General features: G+C 54.2%; 20 protein-coding genes. 7 read left to right on the top strand and 13 right to left on the bottom strand.

From position 1 onward, the window contains the following. The first annotated feature begins 126 nt into the window (after positions 1 to 126). On the top strand, positions 127 to 504 hold the full coding sequence (locus JD108_RS10710) for a YflT domain-containing protein (RefSeq protein WP_198829791.1): 378 nt from the start codon (positions 127 to 129) through the stop codon (positions 502 to 504). Between the two features lie 108 nt (positions 505 to 612). Here the strand turns inward: JD108_RS10710 and ltrA are convergent, their stop codons facing one another. From ltrA to JD108_RS10655, 11 genes are all read right to left on the bottom strand, one after another. Then, positions 613 to 1875 (bottom strand): group II intron reverse transcriptase/maturase, encoded by a 1263-nt coding sequence (gene ltrA, locus JD108_RS10705; protein WP_198829121.1) that lies wholly within the window; start codon positions 1873 to 1875, stop codon positions 613 to 615. Between the two features lie 610 nt (positions 1876 to 2485). Beyond that, positions 2486 to 2788, bottom strand: coding sequence for a DUF1292 domain-containing protein (locus JD108_RS10700; RefSeq protein ID WP_198829790.1), 303 nt, complete (start codon positions 2786 to 2788; stop codon positions 2486 to 2488). Positions 2789 to 2894: 106 nt separating this feature from the next. Continuing rightward, entirely contained in the window at positions 2895 to 3065 is a 171-nt protein-coding gene (locus tag JD108_RS10695) for a hypothetical protein (protein ID WP_198829789.1), read from the bottom strand. 47 nt (positions 3066 to 3112) lie between these two features. Next, positions 3113 to 3961 (bottom strand): ABC transporter permease, encoded by an 849-nt coding sequence (locus tag JD108_RS10690; protein ID WP_198829788.1) that lies wholly within the window; start codon positions 3959 to 3961, stop codon positions 3113 to 3115. Continuing rightward, the gene (locus JD108_RS10685; protein ID WP_198829787.1) at positions 3958 to 4887 is read right to left on the bottom strand and encodes an ABC transporter ATP-binding protein; all 930 of its coding nucleotides are present in this window, start codon (positions 4885 to 4887) and stop codon (positions 3958 to 3960) included. Before JD108_RS10685 ends, JD108_RS10690 begins: the two co-directional genes overlap by 4 nt. Then, on the bottom strand, positions 4880 to 7135 hold the full coding sequence (locus JD108_RS10680; RefSeq protein WP_198829786.1) for a hypothetical protein: 2256 nt from the start codon (positions 7133 to 7135) through the stop codon (positions 4880 to 4882). The genes JD108_RS10685 and JD108_RS10680 overlap by 8 nt, the downstream gene beginning before the upstream one ends. Positions 7136 to 7152: 17 nt before the next feature. Then, on the bottom strand, positions 7153 to 8226 hold the full coding sequence (locus tag JD108_RS10675) for a TolB family protein (RefSeq protein WP_198829785.1): 1074 nt from the start codon (positions 8224 to 8226) through the stop codon (positions 7153 to 7155). Continuing rightward, positions 8223 to 8786, bottom strand: coding sequence for an RNA polymerase sigma factor (locus JD108_RS10670; protein WP_198829784.1), 564 nt, complete (start codon positions 8784 to 8786; stop codon positions 8223 to 8225). Before JD108_RS10670 ends, JD108_RS10675 begins: the two co-directional genes overlap by 4 nt. A 207-nt stretch (positions 8787 to 8993) precedes the next feature. Then, positions 8994 to 10142 carry a trans-sulfuration enzyme family protein gene (locus JD108_RS10665; protein ID WP_198829783.1) on the bottom strand — a complete coding sequence of 383 codons (1149 nt, stop codon included), beginning with the start codon at positions 10140 to 10142 and terminating at the stop codon, positions 8994 to 8996. A gap of 155 nt (positions 10143 to 10297) precedes the next feature. Beyond that, positions 10298 to 10744, bottom strand: coding sequence for a hypothetical protein (locus JD108_RS10660; protein ID WP_198829782.1), 447 nt, complete (start codon positions 10742 to 10744; stop codon positions 10298 to 10300). Between the two features lie 40 nt (positions 10745 to 10784). After that, a complete protein-coding gene (locus JD108_RS10655; protein WP_198829781.1) occupies positions 10785 to 10979 on the bottom strand; it encodes a hypothetical protein in 195 nt (64 codons plus the stop codon). 309 nt (positions 10980 to 11288) lie between these two features. Between JD108_RS10655 and JD108_RS10650 the strand changes: the two genes are divergently transcribed. The 4 genes from JD108_RS10650 (at position 11289) to JD108_RS10635 (ending at position 14006) form a co-directional block, all read left to right on the top strand. After that, positions 11289 to 11990: a peptidylprolyl isomerase gene (locus JD108_RS10650; RefSeq protein WP_198829780.1), complete on the top strand. Its 702-nt coding sequence runs from the start codon at positions 11289 to 11291 to the stop codon at positions 11988 to 11990. Between the two features lie 184 nt (positions 11991 to 12174). Beyond that, positions 12175 to 12825: a cell wall hydrolase gene (locus JD108_RS10645; protein WP_228728376.1), complete on the top strand. Its 651-nt coding sequence runs from the start codon at positions 12175 to 12177 to the stop codon at positions 12823 to 12825. A gap of 398 nt (positions 12826 to 13223) precedes the next feature. Continuing rightward, positions 13224 to 13544, top strand: coding sequence for a DUF1811 family protein (locus tag JD108_RS10640; RefSeq protein WP_198829779.1), 321 nt, complete (start codon positions 13224 to 13226; stop codon positions 13542 to 13544). A gap of 12 nt (positions 13545 to 13556) precedes the next feature. Continuing rightward, positions 13557 to 14006, top strand: coding sequence for a DUF441 domain-containing protein (locus JD108_RS10635; protein WP_198829778.1), 450 nt, complete (start codon positions 13557 to 13559; stop codon positions 14004 to 14006). Here the strand turns inward: JD108_RS10635 and JD108_RS10630 are convergent, their stop codons facing one another. Continuing rightward, positions 14007 to 14327, bottom strand: a complete 321-nt coding sequence (locus JD108_RS10630; protein ID WP_198829777.1) for an iron-sulfur cluster biosynthesis family protein — start codon at positions 14325 to 14327, stop codon at positions 14007 to 14009. Between the two features lie 104 nt (positions 14328 to 14431). Between JD108_RS10630 and JD108_RS10625 the strand changes: the two genes are divergently transcribed. Together JD108_RS10625 and JD108_RS10620 are read left to right on the top strand one after the other, a co-directional pair. Next, positions 14432 to 14572 (top strand): hypothetical protein, encoded by a 141-nt coding sequence (locus JD108_RS10625; RefSeq protein WP_198829776.1) that lies wholly within the window; start codon positions 14432 to 14434, stop codon positions 14570 to 14572. Between the two features lie 151 nt (positions 14573 to 14723). Next, positions 14724 to 15773 carry a DUF2515 family protein gene (locus tag JD108_RS10620; RefSeq protein WP_198829775.1) on the top strand — a complete coding sequence of 350 codons (1050 nt, stop codon included), beginning with the start codon at positions 14724 to 14726 and terminating at the stop codon, positions 15771 to 15773. A gap of 72 nt (positions 15774 to 15845) precedes the next feature. On the opposite strand, the gene JD108_RS10615 is transcribed toward JD108_RS10620, so the two are convergent. Continuing rightward, positions 15846 to 16682: a DUF1444 family protein gene (locus JD108_RS10615; RefSeq protein WP_228728375.1), complete on the bottom strand. Its 837-nt coding sequence runs from the start codon at positions 16680 to 16682 to the stop codon at positions 15846 to 15848. Between the last annotated feature and the right edge of the window lie 11 nt (positions 16683 to 16693).

Genomic DNA, 16693 nt, shown 5'->3' with positions numbered 1-16693 from the left:
CACTTGTGCGGAAGGCAGGTCAAAGAAAAAGCGAGGCAGGTGCGCAAAATTTATCCATGATGAACTTCTCTGCGGCAGGGAAAGCTACAAGCAGAATGACTACGAAGGCAAAAAGGGGGAGTTTCCTTGATCAGCGCAACGAAACCGTTCGTCAAGTTCCACCGCTATGACCAGGAGCTGGTCTCCGATATACAAGCCCTGAATTCCTCGGGGTATCACAAGGACGATATCTGGGTGCTCAAATGGAACCCGGACAAGAATCACTCCAACCAGCGGGACAACTACTACAAATACAGCACCCATTTTGAGAGCGCTGTCGGCCATATTGACAGCAAGGCCCATTTTTTTGACAACGGCGGAGAGGAATTGCGCACACGCCTGGAAAAGCTCGGTCTGACCAAGGATGAAGCTTCCGCCCTCGTCCGCGAGCTGCAGGAAACAGACTACACCTGCCTCCTCGTGGTTCGCGATTTGAAGGACAATATTATCAAGATGAACGACTAGCAGCCCATCGAAGCGTCTTCGCCATACGCACGAAGATCGAGTAGGAGGGGGTGACTAACCCCCGTCCTCTCACACCACCGTACGTACCGTCCGGTATACGGCGGTTCATCAAGCTTGACGAAGTTTGAAATATCGCTGTACCAAACTCAACAGCCCTTGTTGTTGCCAGTAGGCGACGCCAAGGGCTTTGTGCATATGCGGAGTTTTCGTTGTCCGCCATGCCCCCTTGCGGGTGTTTGCAATTTCCAGTGCTTTATTATGGGAGAGACCTAGCGAACGAAGTTCGCGATATCGCGTTCGAACTCGTTTCCATTGCGTCCACAGACAGAGCCGGAGCCTTCGGCGAATCCATTCCTCTATTCGCAACAGGTGCTTTTTCGCCTCGGCCAACGCAAAATACCCAATCCATCCCATAAGGTATTGGTTGAGTTTCCGGATTCTCTCCTGCATGGAAATGCTCCAATGAGGGTTAGTCAGTTGACGAATCCGTTCTTTCAACCGGGTAATCGATTTGGGATGTAGCCGTATTCGCGCCTCTTTTCCTGGAACAAAACTAAATCCAAGAAACTTTCGCTTGTACGGCTGATCCACCGCACTTTTCTGTTGATTTACCTTGAGTTTAAGTACCCTGGTCAGGTATCGCTCCACACTCTCCTTTACCCGTTGCCCCGCGCGTTTCGTGCGTACATAGATATTGCAATCGTCCGCATAACGGCAGAAACGGTGCCCCCTCTTTTCCAACTCCTTATCCAAGTCATCCAGTAGAATATTGGCCAAGAGCGGACTTAAAGGGCCACCTTGCGGTGTGCCCTCCTCCGTTGTGACGCACACCCCGTTGACCATCACCCCGGATTGCAGGTAAGCACGGATCAGTTTCAGGAGACGCTTGTCCTTCACCTTCCGTGCTACACGACTCATCAAGATGTCGTGGTTCACTCGATCAAAGAACTTCTCCAAGTCGATGTCGACCACGTACCGGTATCCTTCCTCAATGAACTGCTTCGCCTTTCGCACGGCGTCGTGGGCACGACGTCCTGGGCGAAAACCGAAACTGGAGTTGGAGAAATCCGAGTCAAAGACGGGAGTCAATACTTGCAGGATAGCCTGCTGGATCAGGCGATCCACCACAGTAGGGATACCTAGTAGCCGCACTCCTCCGTCAGGTTTCGGGATTTCGACCCTGCGGACAGGAGATGGTCTATAAGTTCCCGCCTCGATCTGCGACCGAATGGTCGCCCAGTGCTCGCGAAGGTAGTCGCGCAGTTGTTCGGTTGTAACACCGTCGATTCCCGGAGCGCCCTTGTTGCCTTCGACCCGTTTGAGGGCAGCCGTGAGGTTCTCCCGTGACAGAACCTTCTCCAGCAGATCCATAACGATACTCCTCTCTCCGCACACATGTCACCAGTCTTGCCGTACAATGCTCAGCCCTTCTCTGTACCCTCGGGGCTTCACCCCTGCTATCCAGAGGAAGTTCCAAACTGGATTTCTGCTTCGCTGCATCGTATCGAAAGGAGTTGGGAACATGTGTTGACTTGATGTTCAGCCCTTCCCCACCGGGTGTCCCCGATTGGGTACTATGGCCTCTGCTGACTTCTGCATGTTCAGCGCCTCCTCACGGAGGCGGTTGCCAACAGCAGTAGGCATTCCATGCAGACCTCCCCGGGTAAGAGCGGTAACTTTCATCCCATGTACCTGCCCGATATACTGCTATACCCCTTGGCTGTATAGGGCTTTACCTTGTTGCGCAGGCTCACCCGAGTACAGCAGCCTCGAATCGGGTTTGTGTACCTCAGGTCGGGACTTTGCCGCCGGCTTCCTTCAGATTCCGCCTCACGGCGGACACCCTTGCCTTGAGCTAACGGTTGGTACAGCCAACCCCCGTTCAGGACTTTCACCCTATAGCTACCGCCCATGCCGGGCGCACACAAAGTAAAACCGCTGGCATCGCGCGCAGCGGTTTTTCACATTTTGAAGGATGGGACTAGTCCTTTTCGATCAATTCGATGCCTTCCAAGACCTCGTTCAGCTTGGCGTATACGGCACCTTCCTCGTCCTCTTCAAGCGGCACCATTTCACCGCCGTCTAACTGAAATACGAAAATGTCGACTTCCTCTTCGAGGTCCTCGTCGCCGTCCTCGTCTTCCACTGCCTCTGTCAGGGCAATATACTGTTTGCCATTTTGGTCAAACATCGCGATGACCTCAAAATCGCCCAACGGTTCGCCATTCTCATCGTCCAGCGTGATGATATCGCCCAATTCCAGATCTTTTTCTTCAGTGGTCAATGTGTTCACGTCCTTATGTTAAATTGACTGCCTACTTCCTCATCATACCGTTTTTTTCCTCGGGAAGCAAACAGCCTCCGGCAAAGAAGCTGGAGGTGAGGCCAGCTTATTGCTCTACTTCTTGTATGATACCCTTTTCCTTCAAAAATGCTTCTTCCGCCTCTAAAATCATAATAATGGCATCACGCTGGACGTATCTCCCGGCTTCGGCCAGACGGCGCTCGACGAAACGGAGCATTTCTTCAAAGTCGATGATTTGAATGTCTTGATCACTCACGATGAACTCCCCCTTTTTTTACCTGCCCTCTATTGTACATGAATGGGTCACTTCTTCCAACTCCACCGCTTTCGTCTGATCGGCGCCAGCAGATAGGCGCTCCAGAGGACGAGCAGCAGGCTCAGGACGAGGTAGACCGACGAGAAAAAGAGCCAAGGCGTAAAGTCAAAGCCGATCTGGACGAAGACGCCCTCACCCAGGATCGAAAACAGGACAATGATCGGATTGGTGCCCGCCAAATACTGCATGTGCGGCTTACTCCAGACCTCGGCCGAAAGCGACTTGTCCGGACTCAACTGAACCAGCATCTCTCCCACGAAATAAAAAATCAGGCCCGTTCCCACGACGAAGAAAAAGGCGATGCCATAGGCGATGACGGTGCTGACGGCCGTTCGTTTGATCCAGGTCGAGCAGAATAAGCCCAGCGTGCCGAGAAACAGGATATTGACCGCGAAAAACAGCGACAGCTTGAGCAATTGCCCCGGCGAGACGCTGCCGTACAGCATCACCATGCTGTAGAGTGGCATGGAGGCGACGAGCAAGAGAGAGGTAAAAGCCAGCGAAGTAAACAGCTTGCTCCAGACGATGGACCTCGGCGACAGTTGTGTGGTCAAGAGGATGTTCAGCGTCTGCCGCTCCCGCTCCCCGCTGATCGCACCGGCGGTCAGCGCGGGCGCGAAGAAACAGATCATCGCGTAATGGATCGTGGCCGAGATAATGAACAGATCTTTGCTTTGGCCGAGATGATCCGCCTTGATCGGATTGACGATTAAAAAGCCGAGCGGGATGCCGCCCATGATTACGAGGAACAGGGCCAGTGTCCAAAATGCCTTTTTCGACCGGAAGCGCTCCCGCAGTTCTTTGACGATAATGGGATTGGTGAAAGAGCTTTTCACAATTTAGCCACCCCTTCCGTAATGGCAAGGAAGACGGCTTCCAGATTTTCGCTGGACTCGCCGAAGTAGGAAACGGCGACGCCCGCCCCGATCAGATCACGCAGCAGCGCCGCTTTCTCCTCATCCGTCCCGATGAAACGGAAGCGAAACCCGTCCATCTGTTCCTCCAGATCCTCGACGTACAGATTTTCCGACAGGAGGACGGCGGCCCGGTGGTGATTGCTAAGCGTCCTGACCATCATCAGCGTGACGCCGCTGGCTCGGACGCTGACCTCATCGATGTCGCCGCAGGCGATCAACCGGCCTTTTTCGATGATGCCGATCTCGTCGCACAACTCGGCCAGCTCCGGCAAGATATGTGAGCTGATCAAAATCGTTTTTTTCATGCCGCGTAGCTGCTTCAGAATCTCCCTCAGCTCGATTCGTGCCCGCGGATCCAGTCCCGATGCCGGTTCGTCCAGGATCAGGACCTGCGGGTCGTGAATCAGGCAGCGGGCGAGACTGAGACGCTGCTGCATCCCCCGCGACAGGGAATCGACATATGATTCCGCTTTGTCGGACAGATTGACCAGCTCGAGCAGGTCGGCGATCAGGCTCTTGCGCCTGGACGACGGAATCTTGTAGGCACCGGCGTAAAAATCCAGGTACTCCACAGCGGTCAAATTGTCATAAACACCGAAAAAGTCCGGCATGTAGCCCAGCGACTGACGCACAGCGGCCGGCTCCTTGCGCACGTCGTAGCCGCTGACGTAGGCTTCTCCCTCAGTCGGCTCCAACAAGGTGGCCAGGATCATCATCGTGGTCGATTTTCCCGCTCCATTGGGGCCGATAAAGCCAAACACTTTCCCCTGCTCGATGCGCAGCTGGAGATCGACCAGGGCATGCAGCTTCCCGTAGCTTTTACTGAGATGGATGGTTTCAATCATCGAGTCCGCGCTCCTTTCCCTCCACCTGGAAATACGGCATGGAAAATGCCAGTCGCTCTTCGCCCGGATGGGACAGGCGGATCTGGATCGCACCTTCCGGCGTCAGGTATTCGCGCAGCTCTTCTCCCAGCACCAGCCGCTTCTCCCGATCCAGCGTCTTCCACTTCCCGCTCTTTTGGTGGAAAACTTCTTTGACAAAGGGGCGGTACATGCTGTGATCAAGCGGCACGACGATCCGCTCGGCCACATTGATCGCTTGCCCCAGTTCGAGCGAAAACGTCACACTGCCCTTGGAGATTTCCCACAGACCCGACGGATTGACGTCGAGATCTCCTTTTGTCTCCAGGATATTGACGCGCAGCATGCCATAGGGGAAGGTAATCTTTCCGCTTCGATCCGGCTTCAGCTCGATATTTTGGCTGATGACGTTGTAATAATGGGACCGGTGCGGCAATTTTGCCGTCACCAGGGAGAGCGGGTCCCGATTGATCCCGATCACCCTCACCGTATCGGCCGATCCGTACGTAAGGACGGCATCCTGCAGCCGCATCAGCCTCTGCTCCGGCGTCTCTTCCCCCTCTATATACGGCTGGCGCGGCGTATAGAGCGATTCCAGCTTGACCTCTACGCTCTTTTTCTCCCCTTTTTGCAGACTCCCGATGGGGATGCGCTGCAATCCGATCTGCACATACGTCTGATCAAAAGAATAAGAGCTGTTGTTTTGAATCACGCCGCGCATCCGGTCACCCTCGACATGCAGATCCACATCCATCTTCCCGGCATGTTGCACCAGACCAAAAGCAGACACCTGGCGAGGCGTCAAGTAAGGCACTTCTTGAAAAGCAAGGATGCTCCCGTCGTCTTCTTTGGCGGTCAACCTCGTGCCATCCAGCTCGTAATCATTGCGCCCGACCATCAACGGCAGCGCGATGGCACCCGGTTTCGTCTCCAGCAGGAGCTCTCCTCCGCTCACGGCGAGAACGGTGGAAGCGGTCATCGCTTGTGCGGTGTCTTTGTCCAGCAAGTGGATCCGGGTGACGGCGTAGCTCACGTTTTCCGCGACGACCAGCGGCTTGCCGAGAACGAATACACCGGTGCCCAGCAGGACTGCCGCCGCCGGAATCATTCCCCACGCCCACGGCCGTTTGTCTTTGCGGCGCAAAACCAGATAGAGAGCAGGAGCCACGAGCAGCACGTATCCTCCCCAGATGCCGGCCATAACCCAGGGATTGGGCGTCTGTACCCCCGGTATCTGCCGGCTCAACTCCAGCAGGGGCCTGCCCAGTTGGTCGAAGTAGATAGTGTTGTTGACCTTCTCCAGAATGCCGTGCCGCTGAAAGACACTTTGCCACAACTGTCCATTGTATTGCCAAGAGGCCATCGGTTCTTGGGTGACGTCATAGTTAACGAACAAGAAATACCCCTCGCCCGATTTTTGGGCGAAAAACAGCGGCAATTGATCGCTGTAAACGGGGATGCTCCATTGCGGCGTGATTTTATCTGTCAAATAGGGCCGCAAACCTTTCTCCGCTTGCACCTGGCCGCCTAGCCTGAGATTGGGCGGCAGGAGCTCGGCGAAGCGGCTGACCGCGCTCTCCTGGCCGGGCCCGGCGGAAAGGATCACGATGCCTCCTGTTTTGACCCAGAGCTTGATGGCCGCGAGCTGATCGTCTGTCAGGGCGGTTACGTCTTTCCCGCCCAGCGCCAGCATGTTGAGATTGCGATAGAGCCACGGTTCTGTCGGCAAGGATTCCTGTTTGACATGCTGAACCAGATAAGGGGCTCGGTATCTCGCATGAGACTGGTTCATGCTCAAAAAGTGATACGCATTGTCCGACTCATGCAAGACACCGACGAGAATACCGTCTCGGGGATAGGACAAGCGGATTTTTTCGCTTTTGACGGTCCGCTCTCCCTCCAGCAGTCGCAGCCGCAAGTCATTCATCATCATCTCAACCGGGAGCTCAAACGAGACCTGTTTCGTCTCTCCTTCCTCCAGGGTCAAGGGTTGTTTGAGACTGGCTTTCCGCGGCTGCATCTGATTCCTGTCGGTCCCCAGCTCCACATAGCCGGAGAAAGGCTGGCCGCGGCTCGTCACTTTTACATCCAGCCGCATCCACGAATCGTATTTGATGATTCCATCCATCGGCTGATCAATCTGTATGTCATACGTTCCCTCGGCGGCGGCTGCCGAGGGCATCGCCCCCGCGCATAAGACCGCCAAGGCAAGCAGCCATTTCCATCTCATTCTCTCTCCTCCGCTCGTCATCGAGAAGCCGTAGATATAGTCACGCTCTTTTCCCCTTTTTTCTTCTGGGCCAGCAGCACATGCTGGCGATCGCTGGACCAGTGGGCCCTGAGCATGTCGCCCTCGCCCAATCTGCGGATCGGGACCGGTTTGGCTTCAAACGGGGACTGCCCGATTTGCACCTGCTTGATCCCGCCCTCTGCCACGGCGTAGGTAAGCTGCTCGACACCGCTCCACGATGGCCAGCTCCCCGCTTCTACTTCCGTGACCTCGCCCGTCCGTACTTCCAGCACGTTCACATGATCTTTTTTGACAAAAGCCAGCAGCCTTCCATCCGGCGACCATTCCGGCTGTGTCCCTTCGACCAGCTTCCAGTCCTGCATCGCCACCGTGCTGCTCACCCAGATTTCCTCCGCTCCATCGCTCGTCCTGCGGGTATAGGCGATGCTTTCGTCATTCTGCGACCAACTGGGGGCGCCGTAGGAGACCCCGCGTTCTTCCCGCAGGAGCCTTTTGCTTACGGGTCTGTCCTTGGTCGCCAGCTCTACTACCCATATCCGGGAGAAGCCCTCTATCTGTTCCGTCACGGCCAGCTGCTTTCCGCGATTGGACCACGACACAGCCGTATACAAGCCGCCCGATGCCGGAAGAACCAGTGTCTCATTTGCTTTTCTATCCTTTAGTGACCGGATCTTGAGCTGGGTATGGCCCGCCGCATAGACAATCATCGAGCCGTCCGGATTGATGTCGACTGCCTGCTCCAGCCCCTCGTCGCCTGCGATGAGGGCATGCTGCTGGACGGCGGGCTCATCATGCGTCCAAACGCCCAGGCCGATGGCCAGCGCGAGGAGCAGCGCACTCCCCCCGGAAATCAGCCAGAGGCGAAGGCGCTTTTGCTTGATCTGCCTGTTTTGCAGCTTCTGTCTCTCCCGCTGCTGCTCCTCCATGCGCTGCAGCAGCTGTTTTTTCAGTTTTGCCTTCAGTATGTAATTGACCGGCACTGCGCGCCGCATCTGTTGCAGATGGGAAAGCAGCTGAGCAATGGTACCATCGTCCGGACCGCCATTGGGGAAGCGTTCTTGGTCTCTCATTCGACGTCTCCCCTTTCGTACATCTTCTTGAGTTGATGCAAAGCGCGATAGGAGATCATTTTTACGCTGGACTCGGTTTTCCCCAATACTTCTGCCACTTGTACGATTTTCAGATCGGCAAAATAGCGCAGGGTCAGGACATCGCGCTGATCCTGCGTCAACAGCTCCAGCCGGTCGCGCAAAATGCTGATTTCCTCATTCGTCAGCGTCTGAAGCTCCGGCTGCCAGGTATCGTCTGCTTCGCCGCCCAAGAAAACCTCCTGATCAACAGGAAATTCCCGGTTTTTTCGCATGAAGTCCACATAGGTATTGTGGGCAATACGAAAAATCCAGGACGCAAAGGGACTGGTTCTGCTGTATTGTTCAAATTTTTCAAGCGCTTTTAAAAAAACTGTCGTCGTCAAGTCATCGGCATCCCAAGAATTGCGAACCCGGCACCGGAGATAGCGGTTTACCCGGTCAAAATACTCATCGTAGAGCTCGCTGAAGTCACGCGCTTCGAAGTAGGAATTCGATGACTCGGAGGACGGATCAGCATTGCGTTTCATCGCCATTTCCATCACTGTACCATCACCTGCTGCGCATGGCAGATCCGGCGATCCTGCATACCTGCATGGGCTCGGCAGAGCGGAGCAGGTAGATGCGAAGCCGAATTGACAGCCAGAGGCTTTCCCCCTTTTGTACTACATCAAAGTACTACGATTCAGATGGGCAAAATGTTACAGTTTTGGCGATAAATCTTTGTAAAAAAACGTAAAAAATGATAACTACACACCAAGCGCCCTCTCCAGCTCTTCCTGAATGTCCTCGACGGCTTCGATCCCGACCGACAGACGAACCAGGCCCATCGTAATCCCGCTGGTGGTCCGCTGCTCCTCCGACAGGGCCCGGTGCGACGTGGTCACCGGATGGGACAGACTCGTCTCCACGCCAGCCAAGGAAGGAGCCAGCTTGATCCACCGGAACGCCCGGTAGAAATCATAAATCTTGCTCTCGTCCGCAAGTTGAAAGGAGACCATCGCCCCCTGCTTGGGCCGGGTGAAAAAAGAGGTATCCGCCGCGTCCGGATAGTAAGTTTTCAGAACGGCCGGGTGATTTTTCAGAAACTCGGCGATACGGCTGGCGTTGTCGCATTGTTTTTCCATGCGGAGCGCCAGCGTTTTCAAGCCCCTGGCCGTCAGCCACGCTTCAAAAGGACTGAGAGAGGCGCCATAGCCAGTGACGACCTCACGCGCCCGCGCGATCAGCTCGTTTTTCCCGACCAAGACCCCTGCCGTCACATCGCTGTGGCCGCCGATGTACTTCGTCGCAGAGTGGACGATCAGGTCAGCGCCATACTGGGCGGGCTGAACCAGATACGGGGTGGCAAACGTATTGTCGATCATCACGGTCAGGCCGTAGTTCTTCGCCTGGGCAATCCAATAGGGCATGTCCGCTACGGTCAGCAGCGGATTCGTGATGGTTTCCATGAAAAACAGCTTGGTATTGGAGCGAATATGCTTGTCCAGGGAATCCAGGCGGCTGAGGTCGATGCACTCAGCGGTGATGCCGAGTCGGGACAGTTCGTTGAACAACAGGCTGTATGTCCCTCCGTAGATCTCATGGGAGGCCAGCACGTGATCCCCCGGTCCCAGGACAGACAGCAGCCCGCCCATAATGGCCCCCATCCCCGATGCGGCACTCACTCCTGCCTCCGCCCCCTCCAAACGGGCTACGGCATCGGCAAGCTCATGCTGATTGGGATTTCCATTACGGGTATATAGGTACTCCCCTTCCCCCGCATAGTACCGTTCGATATCCTCTAAACTGGAAAAAGCGAAGACAGATGTCTGATAAATTGGCCTTGCTTTTCCTTTGACCTGTCTCAGTGGTTCATGTCCTAGATGTACGGTTTTTGTTTCAAAGCGATCTGCCACGCTTATCCCTCCAATGTCACATTTCCTCACATTATAACACGCACATTCCGTATTTCGCCAAGTCCCCGATTGCATGAAAAATCCCCTCCGGGATCCATGCAGGCTGCTGTTGTGCAGCGGCTTTTCGCATGGATCCCAAAGGGGAATCTTTGGAGTTACACCGTAACGGAATCTACCAGTGCATTCGAAGTGATGCCGAGGAAATCATACGCTTCTTTTTTCATGACTTGCGGATCGTCGTTCCAGAAGCTCTTTTGGACTTCGGAAATGCCGGATGAACGAGCGATCCGGTCCATTTGCATCTTCATAATGACACTGCAGCAGAGTACGGCGCATTTGGCCAGCTTGGGAAAAATCTCTTTTTGCGTTTGCTCCCAGATCTCGTTTACCTCTGGTTTAAACACGATGGGCTTCCCATTCACCATCATGCCGCGGTTGTCGATCAGCAGGTTGACTTCGCCGTTGTTAAACTTGGAAACGGCGTTCAAAATCATGTCTTTTGCCTTTTTGGAATCCTCGACAGACAAGTCATCGCTGACTCTCCAAGAGACAACCTTTTTTGCACTGTCCACATTCAATGTAAATTTTTTCTCGAATGACAAGTTGTTCACTCTCCAAGATGATGTATTTTCCAGGATTTGGTTAGAACCAGGAAGCCAGCATTTCGTTGAGCACATGGATGGTGTAGCGCACCTGATGATGTTCTGCTTCTTTCAACTCGCTCTCGGACATATCCGAGATGTAGTCGTAGACATCACTGTGCTCCTCATCCGCCTCCGTGTGAACTTCCCAGTATTCGGCGTGATCCTTCTCCTCCAGATAATGCGTCTCATACACGTCGTGAGAAACATCTGGAAAATGATCCCAGCGCAGTTTCAGCAGGTCCCTTCACTCCCTACATTTATTGGTCAGTGATTCGTTTCTTGGAAAAACTGTCCGCCAGATGGAATCACCCCCACACTCTATGTCATCGTTACAACGAGAAGAATTTTAAGTATAAATTACCCATATTTTTCGTTGTCGTTTCAGTTTCCAGCCATTCCTCAACTTTTCCATTATTCTTCCGCATTTTGACGAGATAGAAAGTTGTATTATAATGTTTGATGTGATTTCGATAGATCGAGAAAGAAAGGATCGATGCCAACCATGAAGAAATCCGTACTGGCGCTCTTCACGATTGTGCTTTCCGTGGGCCTGCTTTTTGGCTGCAGCTCTGCCAATACTGACATTTCGTCTCCGGAAAACACGAATAACCAGCCGAACCAAGTGAAACCAAAGGAAGAGGATAAAACACCTGCACAGCCAGCTCCTCCGGGTAAATACACCGCGTATCCGCCGATGACGATCGATACGAACAAGCAATACACGGCGAAGATTTCGACGACGCTCGGGGATATTACAATTGAGCTGTTCGCCAAGGACGCGCCGAAGACCGTCAACAACTTCGTCTTCCTGGCGAAGGACAAGTTCTACGAAAATATCAGCTTTCACCGCGTGATCAAAGGCTTCATGATCCAAACCGGCGACCCCAAAGGCGATGGAACCGGTGGACCTGGCTACAATTTTGAGGATGAATTGAACAACGGCCATAAGTACGAGGCTGGAGTTGTCGCGATGGCAAACGCCGGCCCGAATACAAACGGCAGCCAATTCTTCATCGGATCCGGGAAAGACGTGGAAGGCCTGAACCACACGCCGGACTACACCATTTTTGGGAAAGTGGTAAGCGGCATGGATGTCGTCGAAAAGATCTCTTCTGTCAAAGTGAAGAAAAACCCGGTGATCAATGAACTCAGCGTTCCGGAAGAGCCGGTGACGATCAAATCGATCACCATTGAGGAAAAGTAAAATAGCCAAAGAGCCGTCGGAGACCCCGGCGGCTTTTTCATGCACAAGCAGGGCTTGGCAAAACTAGCAAATGGTGCAATGGAACCAATCTCCTATTGCTCCCCTTCCAATTGGCAGGTAAACTGGCACATGACCGATTCGCTTCCGCGCCGTAACAGGAAAAGCGAAAAGGAGTGATTTGTTCGTGCTGACACGGAAAGCGCAGATGCGCTTTTTCTTCTTTACTAACAGCCTGCTGTTTCTTTTGTTTTGCTTGCTGGTCACCCCTACCAAGGCTTCCGCTCCGGCGATGATCCTGTGGGGGCCCCTTCTCCCGACATCCGAGTCGAAGAAGGCGGCCGACGTGACAAAACTGCAAGCTTCGATCGGACGAGAACGAACATCAGCCATCCAAGCATCAACCATCCATAAGGACAGAGCGGCTGTGCAAGTGAGCCGCAATGAACAGCGCACCGCCGTTCGGAGCGGCAAAGCGAGGATTTCGAAACGGGATATCGAATTGTTATCCCGGTTGGTTTACGCGGAAGGTCGGGGCGAGCCCTACGAGGGACAAGTGGCAATCGCCGCTGTCGTCTTAAATCGTGTGGAGTCTCCACAATTCCCGAATACGGTACCGGGCGTCATTTTTGCCCGAAATGCGTTTTCACCGGTTCAGGACGGTCAACTGTCCCATCGGACAAATGATACCGCTCGAAAAGCGGTGATGGATGCGATCAACGGCAAGGATCCTTCAGGGGGAGCACTGTACTTTTTCAATCCGAAAACAGCTACATCCGATTGGATCTGGTCGCGGAAGCAGACGCTTCGCATCGCGAACCACGTATTTGCCCATTAAGCCGTCCATCATTTTTGTAAAGAAAAATTTAATATTACTTTATTTTTATTTTATCTACTGTTAACTTTTCTTTGTTACAGTGATTACGTAAGCACTTTTCAACGCAATGAGAAAAGTATCGGATATTCCTCGGAATATTGTCGCAGTACGCATGAGTAGGTTAAGACAAGATCTAGTTATGCTTACTGCGAAAATGACTGGCGACGCCATTCATTGCTTTGGGTGAGAGCAAAGCAATTTTTGGCAGCTACTCGACATTTTTCTCAATTGCCCCCAAACCTTGGCATTCCCTCGTGGAATGTCCTTTTTTTTATCTTTTGCGCCCAGCTCTCTTGCCGTTCATGGTCAATGACCGGGATACCTGCTACAATGAATGGCATGGAAAGGAGGTTGTCCGCATGCGTTTGTACAGTCAAATGACCTTAGCCGAGCTGCAGGAAGAGATGGAGCGTTTGCGCATCCTGATCGAAGAACAAAAAAACCGGGGTGACTCCTCCCAGCTTGCGATCTATCAGCAGAAATTTTTTATGGCGAAATCGTATTACGTGGGTACCGATGAGTTCCGCATCGGCGGCACCTATCGGGTCTTCCAACACGATCAGCCCTTCACGATTGAATATTTCAACGGCGTATTTGCCTGGGGACGGTTCCCCGATTCCGCTGAGGCGGTCGGTTACCCGGTTGGCATGCTGGAATTATGGATCGAAACCAGAAAGTGAGTAGAGAATATCATGGATATGACCAACCTCATGCTGTTAGGCCTGCTTGCACTGGGAATTCTGGGAAACAACACGGCTGTCTCGATAGCTGTGGCCATCCTGCTTCTGCTGCGGCTGCTCCACCTCGATAGAGCGGTTCCGTACCTGGAGCAGCACGGGCTGCAGATCGGGATCATCGTCCTGACCATCGGCGTGCTTGCCCCGCTGGCCAGCGGAAAAATTACGCCGCAGACGATTATTTCGATCTTCACCCAATGGCAGTCGGTGCTCGCGGTCGCGATCGGCATTTTCGTCGCCTATCTGGGCGGCAAAGGAGTTGGCTTTATGTCTGCCAACCCCCTCGTGGTTACTGGAATCCTGCTCGGAACGATTATCGGCGTTACCTTTTTCCGGGGCGTGCCCGTCGGCCCCTTGATTGCCGCCGGGATGCTGGCTCTCTTTTCTCAGTTTCTACCGAAGTAGTTACGCCCATCTCTCTTTGGTGCGCAGGCCGTAAGCGATGATTTGCTCCGGGCTTACCAAGCGATATCCCTGCTGATCCCGGTAATCGATCAGCAAGGAATCACTGCCGATATAACCCGCCGTCTCGGCGTCCAGCAATAGGACGATCCCTCCCAGTTCCGTGATCATATCGCCGGGGGCCGGATCATCCCAGAACAGTCCGTATTCCACATTCATGCCGCAACCCCCTACCAGTTCGCCATTGATGCGCAGGGCTTGGGCATGCTCGCTTGCTTCTTGTTCCAGACGGATCAGTGCCGCCTCGGTAGCTGTCATTTTCATCTTTTCTTCTCCCCTTTCTTCGGTCTCGGTCGTCATTTGGATGCATCAACCTTTCAGGGTAAGCATAGAATGGTTGAAAGGCTTTACGGAAGGGACGATCACATATGTACATTTACGAACAGGATGGCAAGTATATAGCGGAAACGGAATATCTGTCCGAGCGTGTCATGAAATACGGAGAAACCTGGGAAGAGGCGAAAGAGAAGCTGCTCGTCCGTCTTCTCGTATTGGAAATGATCGGGTAAAGCAGGTCGACAAGAGGCCTGCTTTTCTTCGTGTCAGACCCCAGCAACCTCCCCCGCAACCGGAATGGGCATGGAACTCCCTTTTCGGGGCACATAATAAGTTTGCCCTGCCGTCAGGCAAACCGCGAAGAATAAGGGAGGCTCGACACTGTTGAAACCGATCATCACCAAAGATCGCGAACTGGTAGCGGAGATTCGCCGTCTCACCAACCGGGCGAATCGCAACAACCTCACACGCACCCGTGCCTATCTGGCCTTTTTTCAAAAGCATCCCGAGGTTCACTGGGCACTCCTGGCCCATCTCGTCTCCCGCAACGGCGGATGGAATATGACCGACCTGAAGGGCGAATGGCTTCCCCGCGTGATGGAGCCAAAACAGATTGAGGATTATTTCTGGTTTCTCGAGAGATGCAACTGGCTTATCTTCCACGACGCCTATGCCCAATTGCTCCTGTATGAACAGATGAAGACGACCGGTCAGGATATGACCCCGCTGCTCTCCCATTTAGGCGTCTCGGCTTTTTTGGCGCCGATCTGGAAATCGTTTCTCCTGGAGCGTGACAGCGTGCGGCTGACGCGCGCGCTGATCGTCAACGAGCAGCAGTACATCGAGCAAAGAGTCGTGGACAAGCCCTTTGCCCAGGAAAAGATCTTTGATCGTCTCGCTTTCTTTGCCCAATCTTTCTTCTCCTTAAATCAGGTGATCTTTCCCTACAAGGAGCATCCGACAGACCGCAAGCTACGCGTCTGCGGAATGACCGTCCAACGCTTCCCCTCGCTCACGCAGCGGATCGCCATCGGGAAAAACCTGTACCAACTGCTCTTCGACAATCCCATCCGTCTCCATAAAATCTATGAATGGGCGAGACGTATCCCCCATACCGCCTCGCGGGCCGACTACTGGCCGCATCTGTTTACGCCGGGCCATCCCCGTGAGGCGGACACTGCCCGTTACATGCCGAGGATCGAGAGAAACGGCCTCAAGCCAGGGATGCCCAAGCTGTACAGTCCCGCTCTCTCCGCTGTCTGGCCCGATCAGGAGCATCCGCCCGCAGATGGCACGGACTGGTACCGGGACGAGCAGTGGCAGGCGGAGCTGGAAGAGCGGGCCGACATGCCGACCCTGGATGATGAGGCGTATATCCGCTCTCTGCAAAAGCAGGAATGGGGCGTAGCGATCTTTCAGCCCCTTCTCTCCTAGCTTCACCTCGGCGGCGCGGCCGCCCTCGCCTTTCCCATCCGTACCCAGCACGTGTGAGCGGCCCGGTCCTGTCTAGCTGTCGGCCGGTGCACGCCCCGGCTTCCGGTCATGGGAGACGGTCAGGAAGGGAACCAGCTCCCCGCCCTCGTAGAAAAAGGGCAGGAAAGAAAGAGGCCGCGAGCTTTTGGAGGCAAAATCGTACGTGAGCCGGGCCAAAAGATCTGCACCCGCCTTTCCGTGCAGATCGGCGATGATCAAGACATCCCCGTGTGGAATGGCGATCCCCAGCGCATCCCCCTGCGCTGTCCGCCTCATCTCTTCCAATAGCGGCGCAAGCAGAATGCGGCTTGCCGCATAACCATCTCCTGGAGCGATGAAGGTAATTTGGTTGGGCCCTACTTGTTGCCGTTTTTGCGGCACCGGGAGTCGCTGCAGATTCCGCATCGCATGCTGATGCAGCTCCTCCCCTGTCCATCCTGCCTGAGCGAGCAGCCCTTTTTCAATCAGGTGATACCCCTCCTGATCGTCAATCGCATACAGGATCGATGTTTCTTCCGTATGCGGCTGAAACACCCAGCGATCCGGATCCCTTTTCACAAAGGATGCATGGCGCAGTACAGGGTATACCCGCTCCTGTGCACCCTGCAGGCTTCGCTCGGCCAGCTGGCCGCGAACGATCGCAAGCACCCGTTCTGCAAAAGCCACCACCAGAGATGCCGCTTTTTCGGGAGACTTCTCGGCGCGGGCATAGAGCGGAGCGAGCGGCACTTCCACCAGTTGACCTTCCTCTGGCGCTGTGCGCATGATCTGCAGGCTCGCCTCTCCCGCTGTACAGCGCAAACCGTCAGGCAGTCTGCTGCTTATGGCATCCACCACACTCTGCATGATGGTATTTCGGTCGATCTTCATTTCTGACTCAT

It is taken from the genome of Brevibacillus composti, assembly GCF_016406105.1.
In the GTDB taxonomy this organism is placed as follows: Bacteria; Bacillota; Bacilli; order Brevibacillales; family Brevibacillaceae; genus Brevibacillus; species Brevibacillus composti.
Note: the sequence above shows the minus strand (reverse complement) of the source record. Positions and strands in the feature narration are given on the sequence as shown.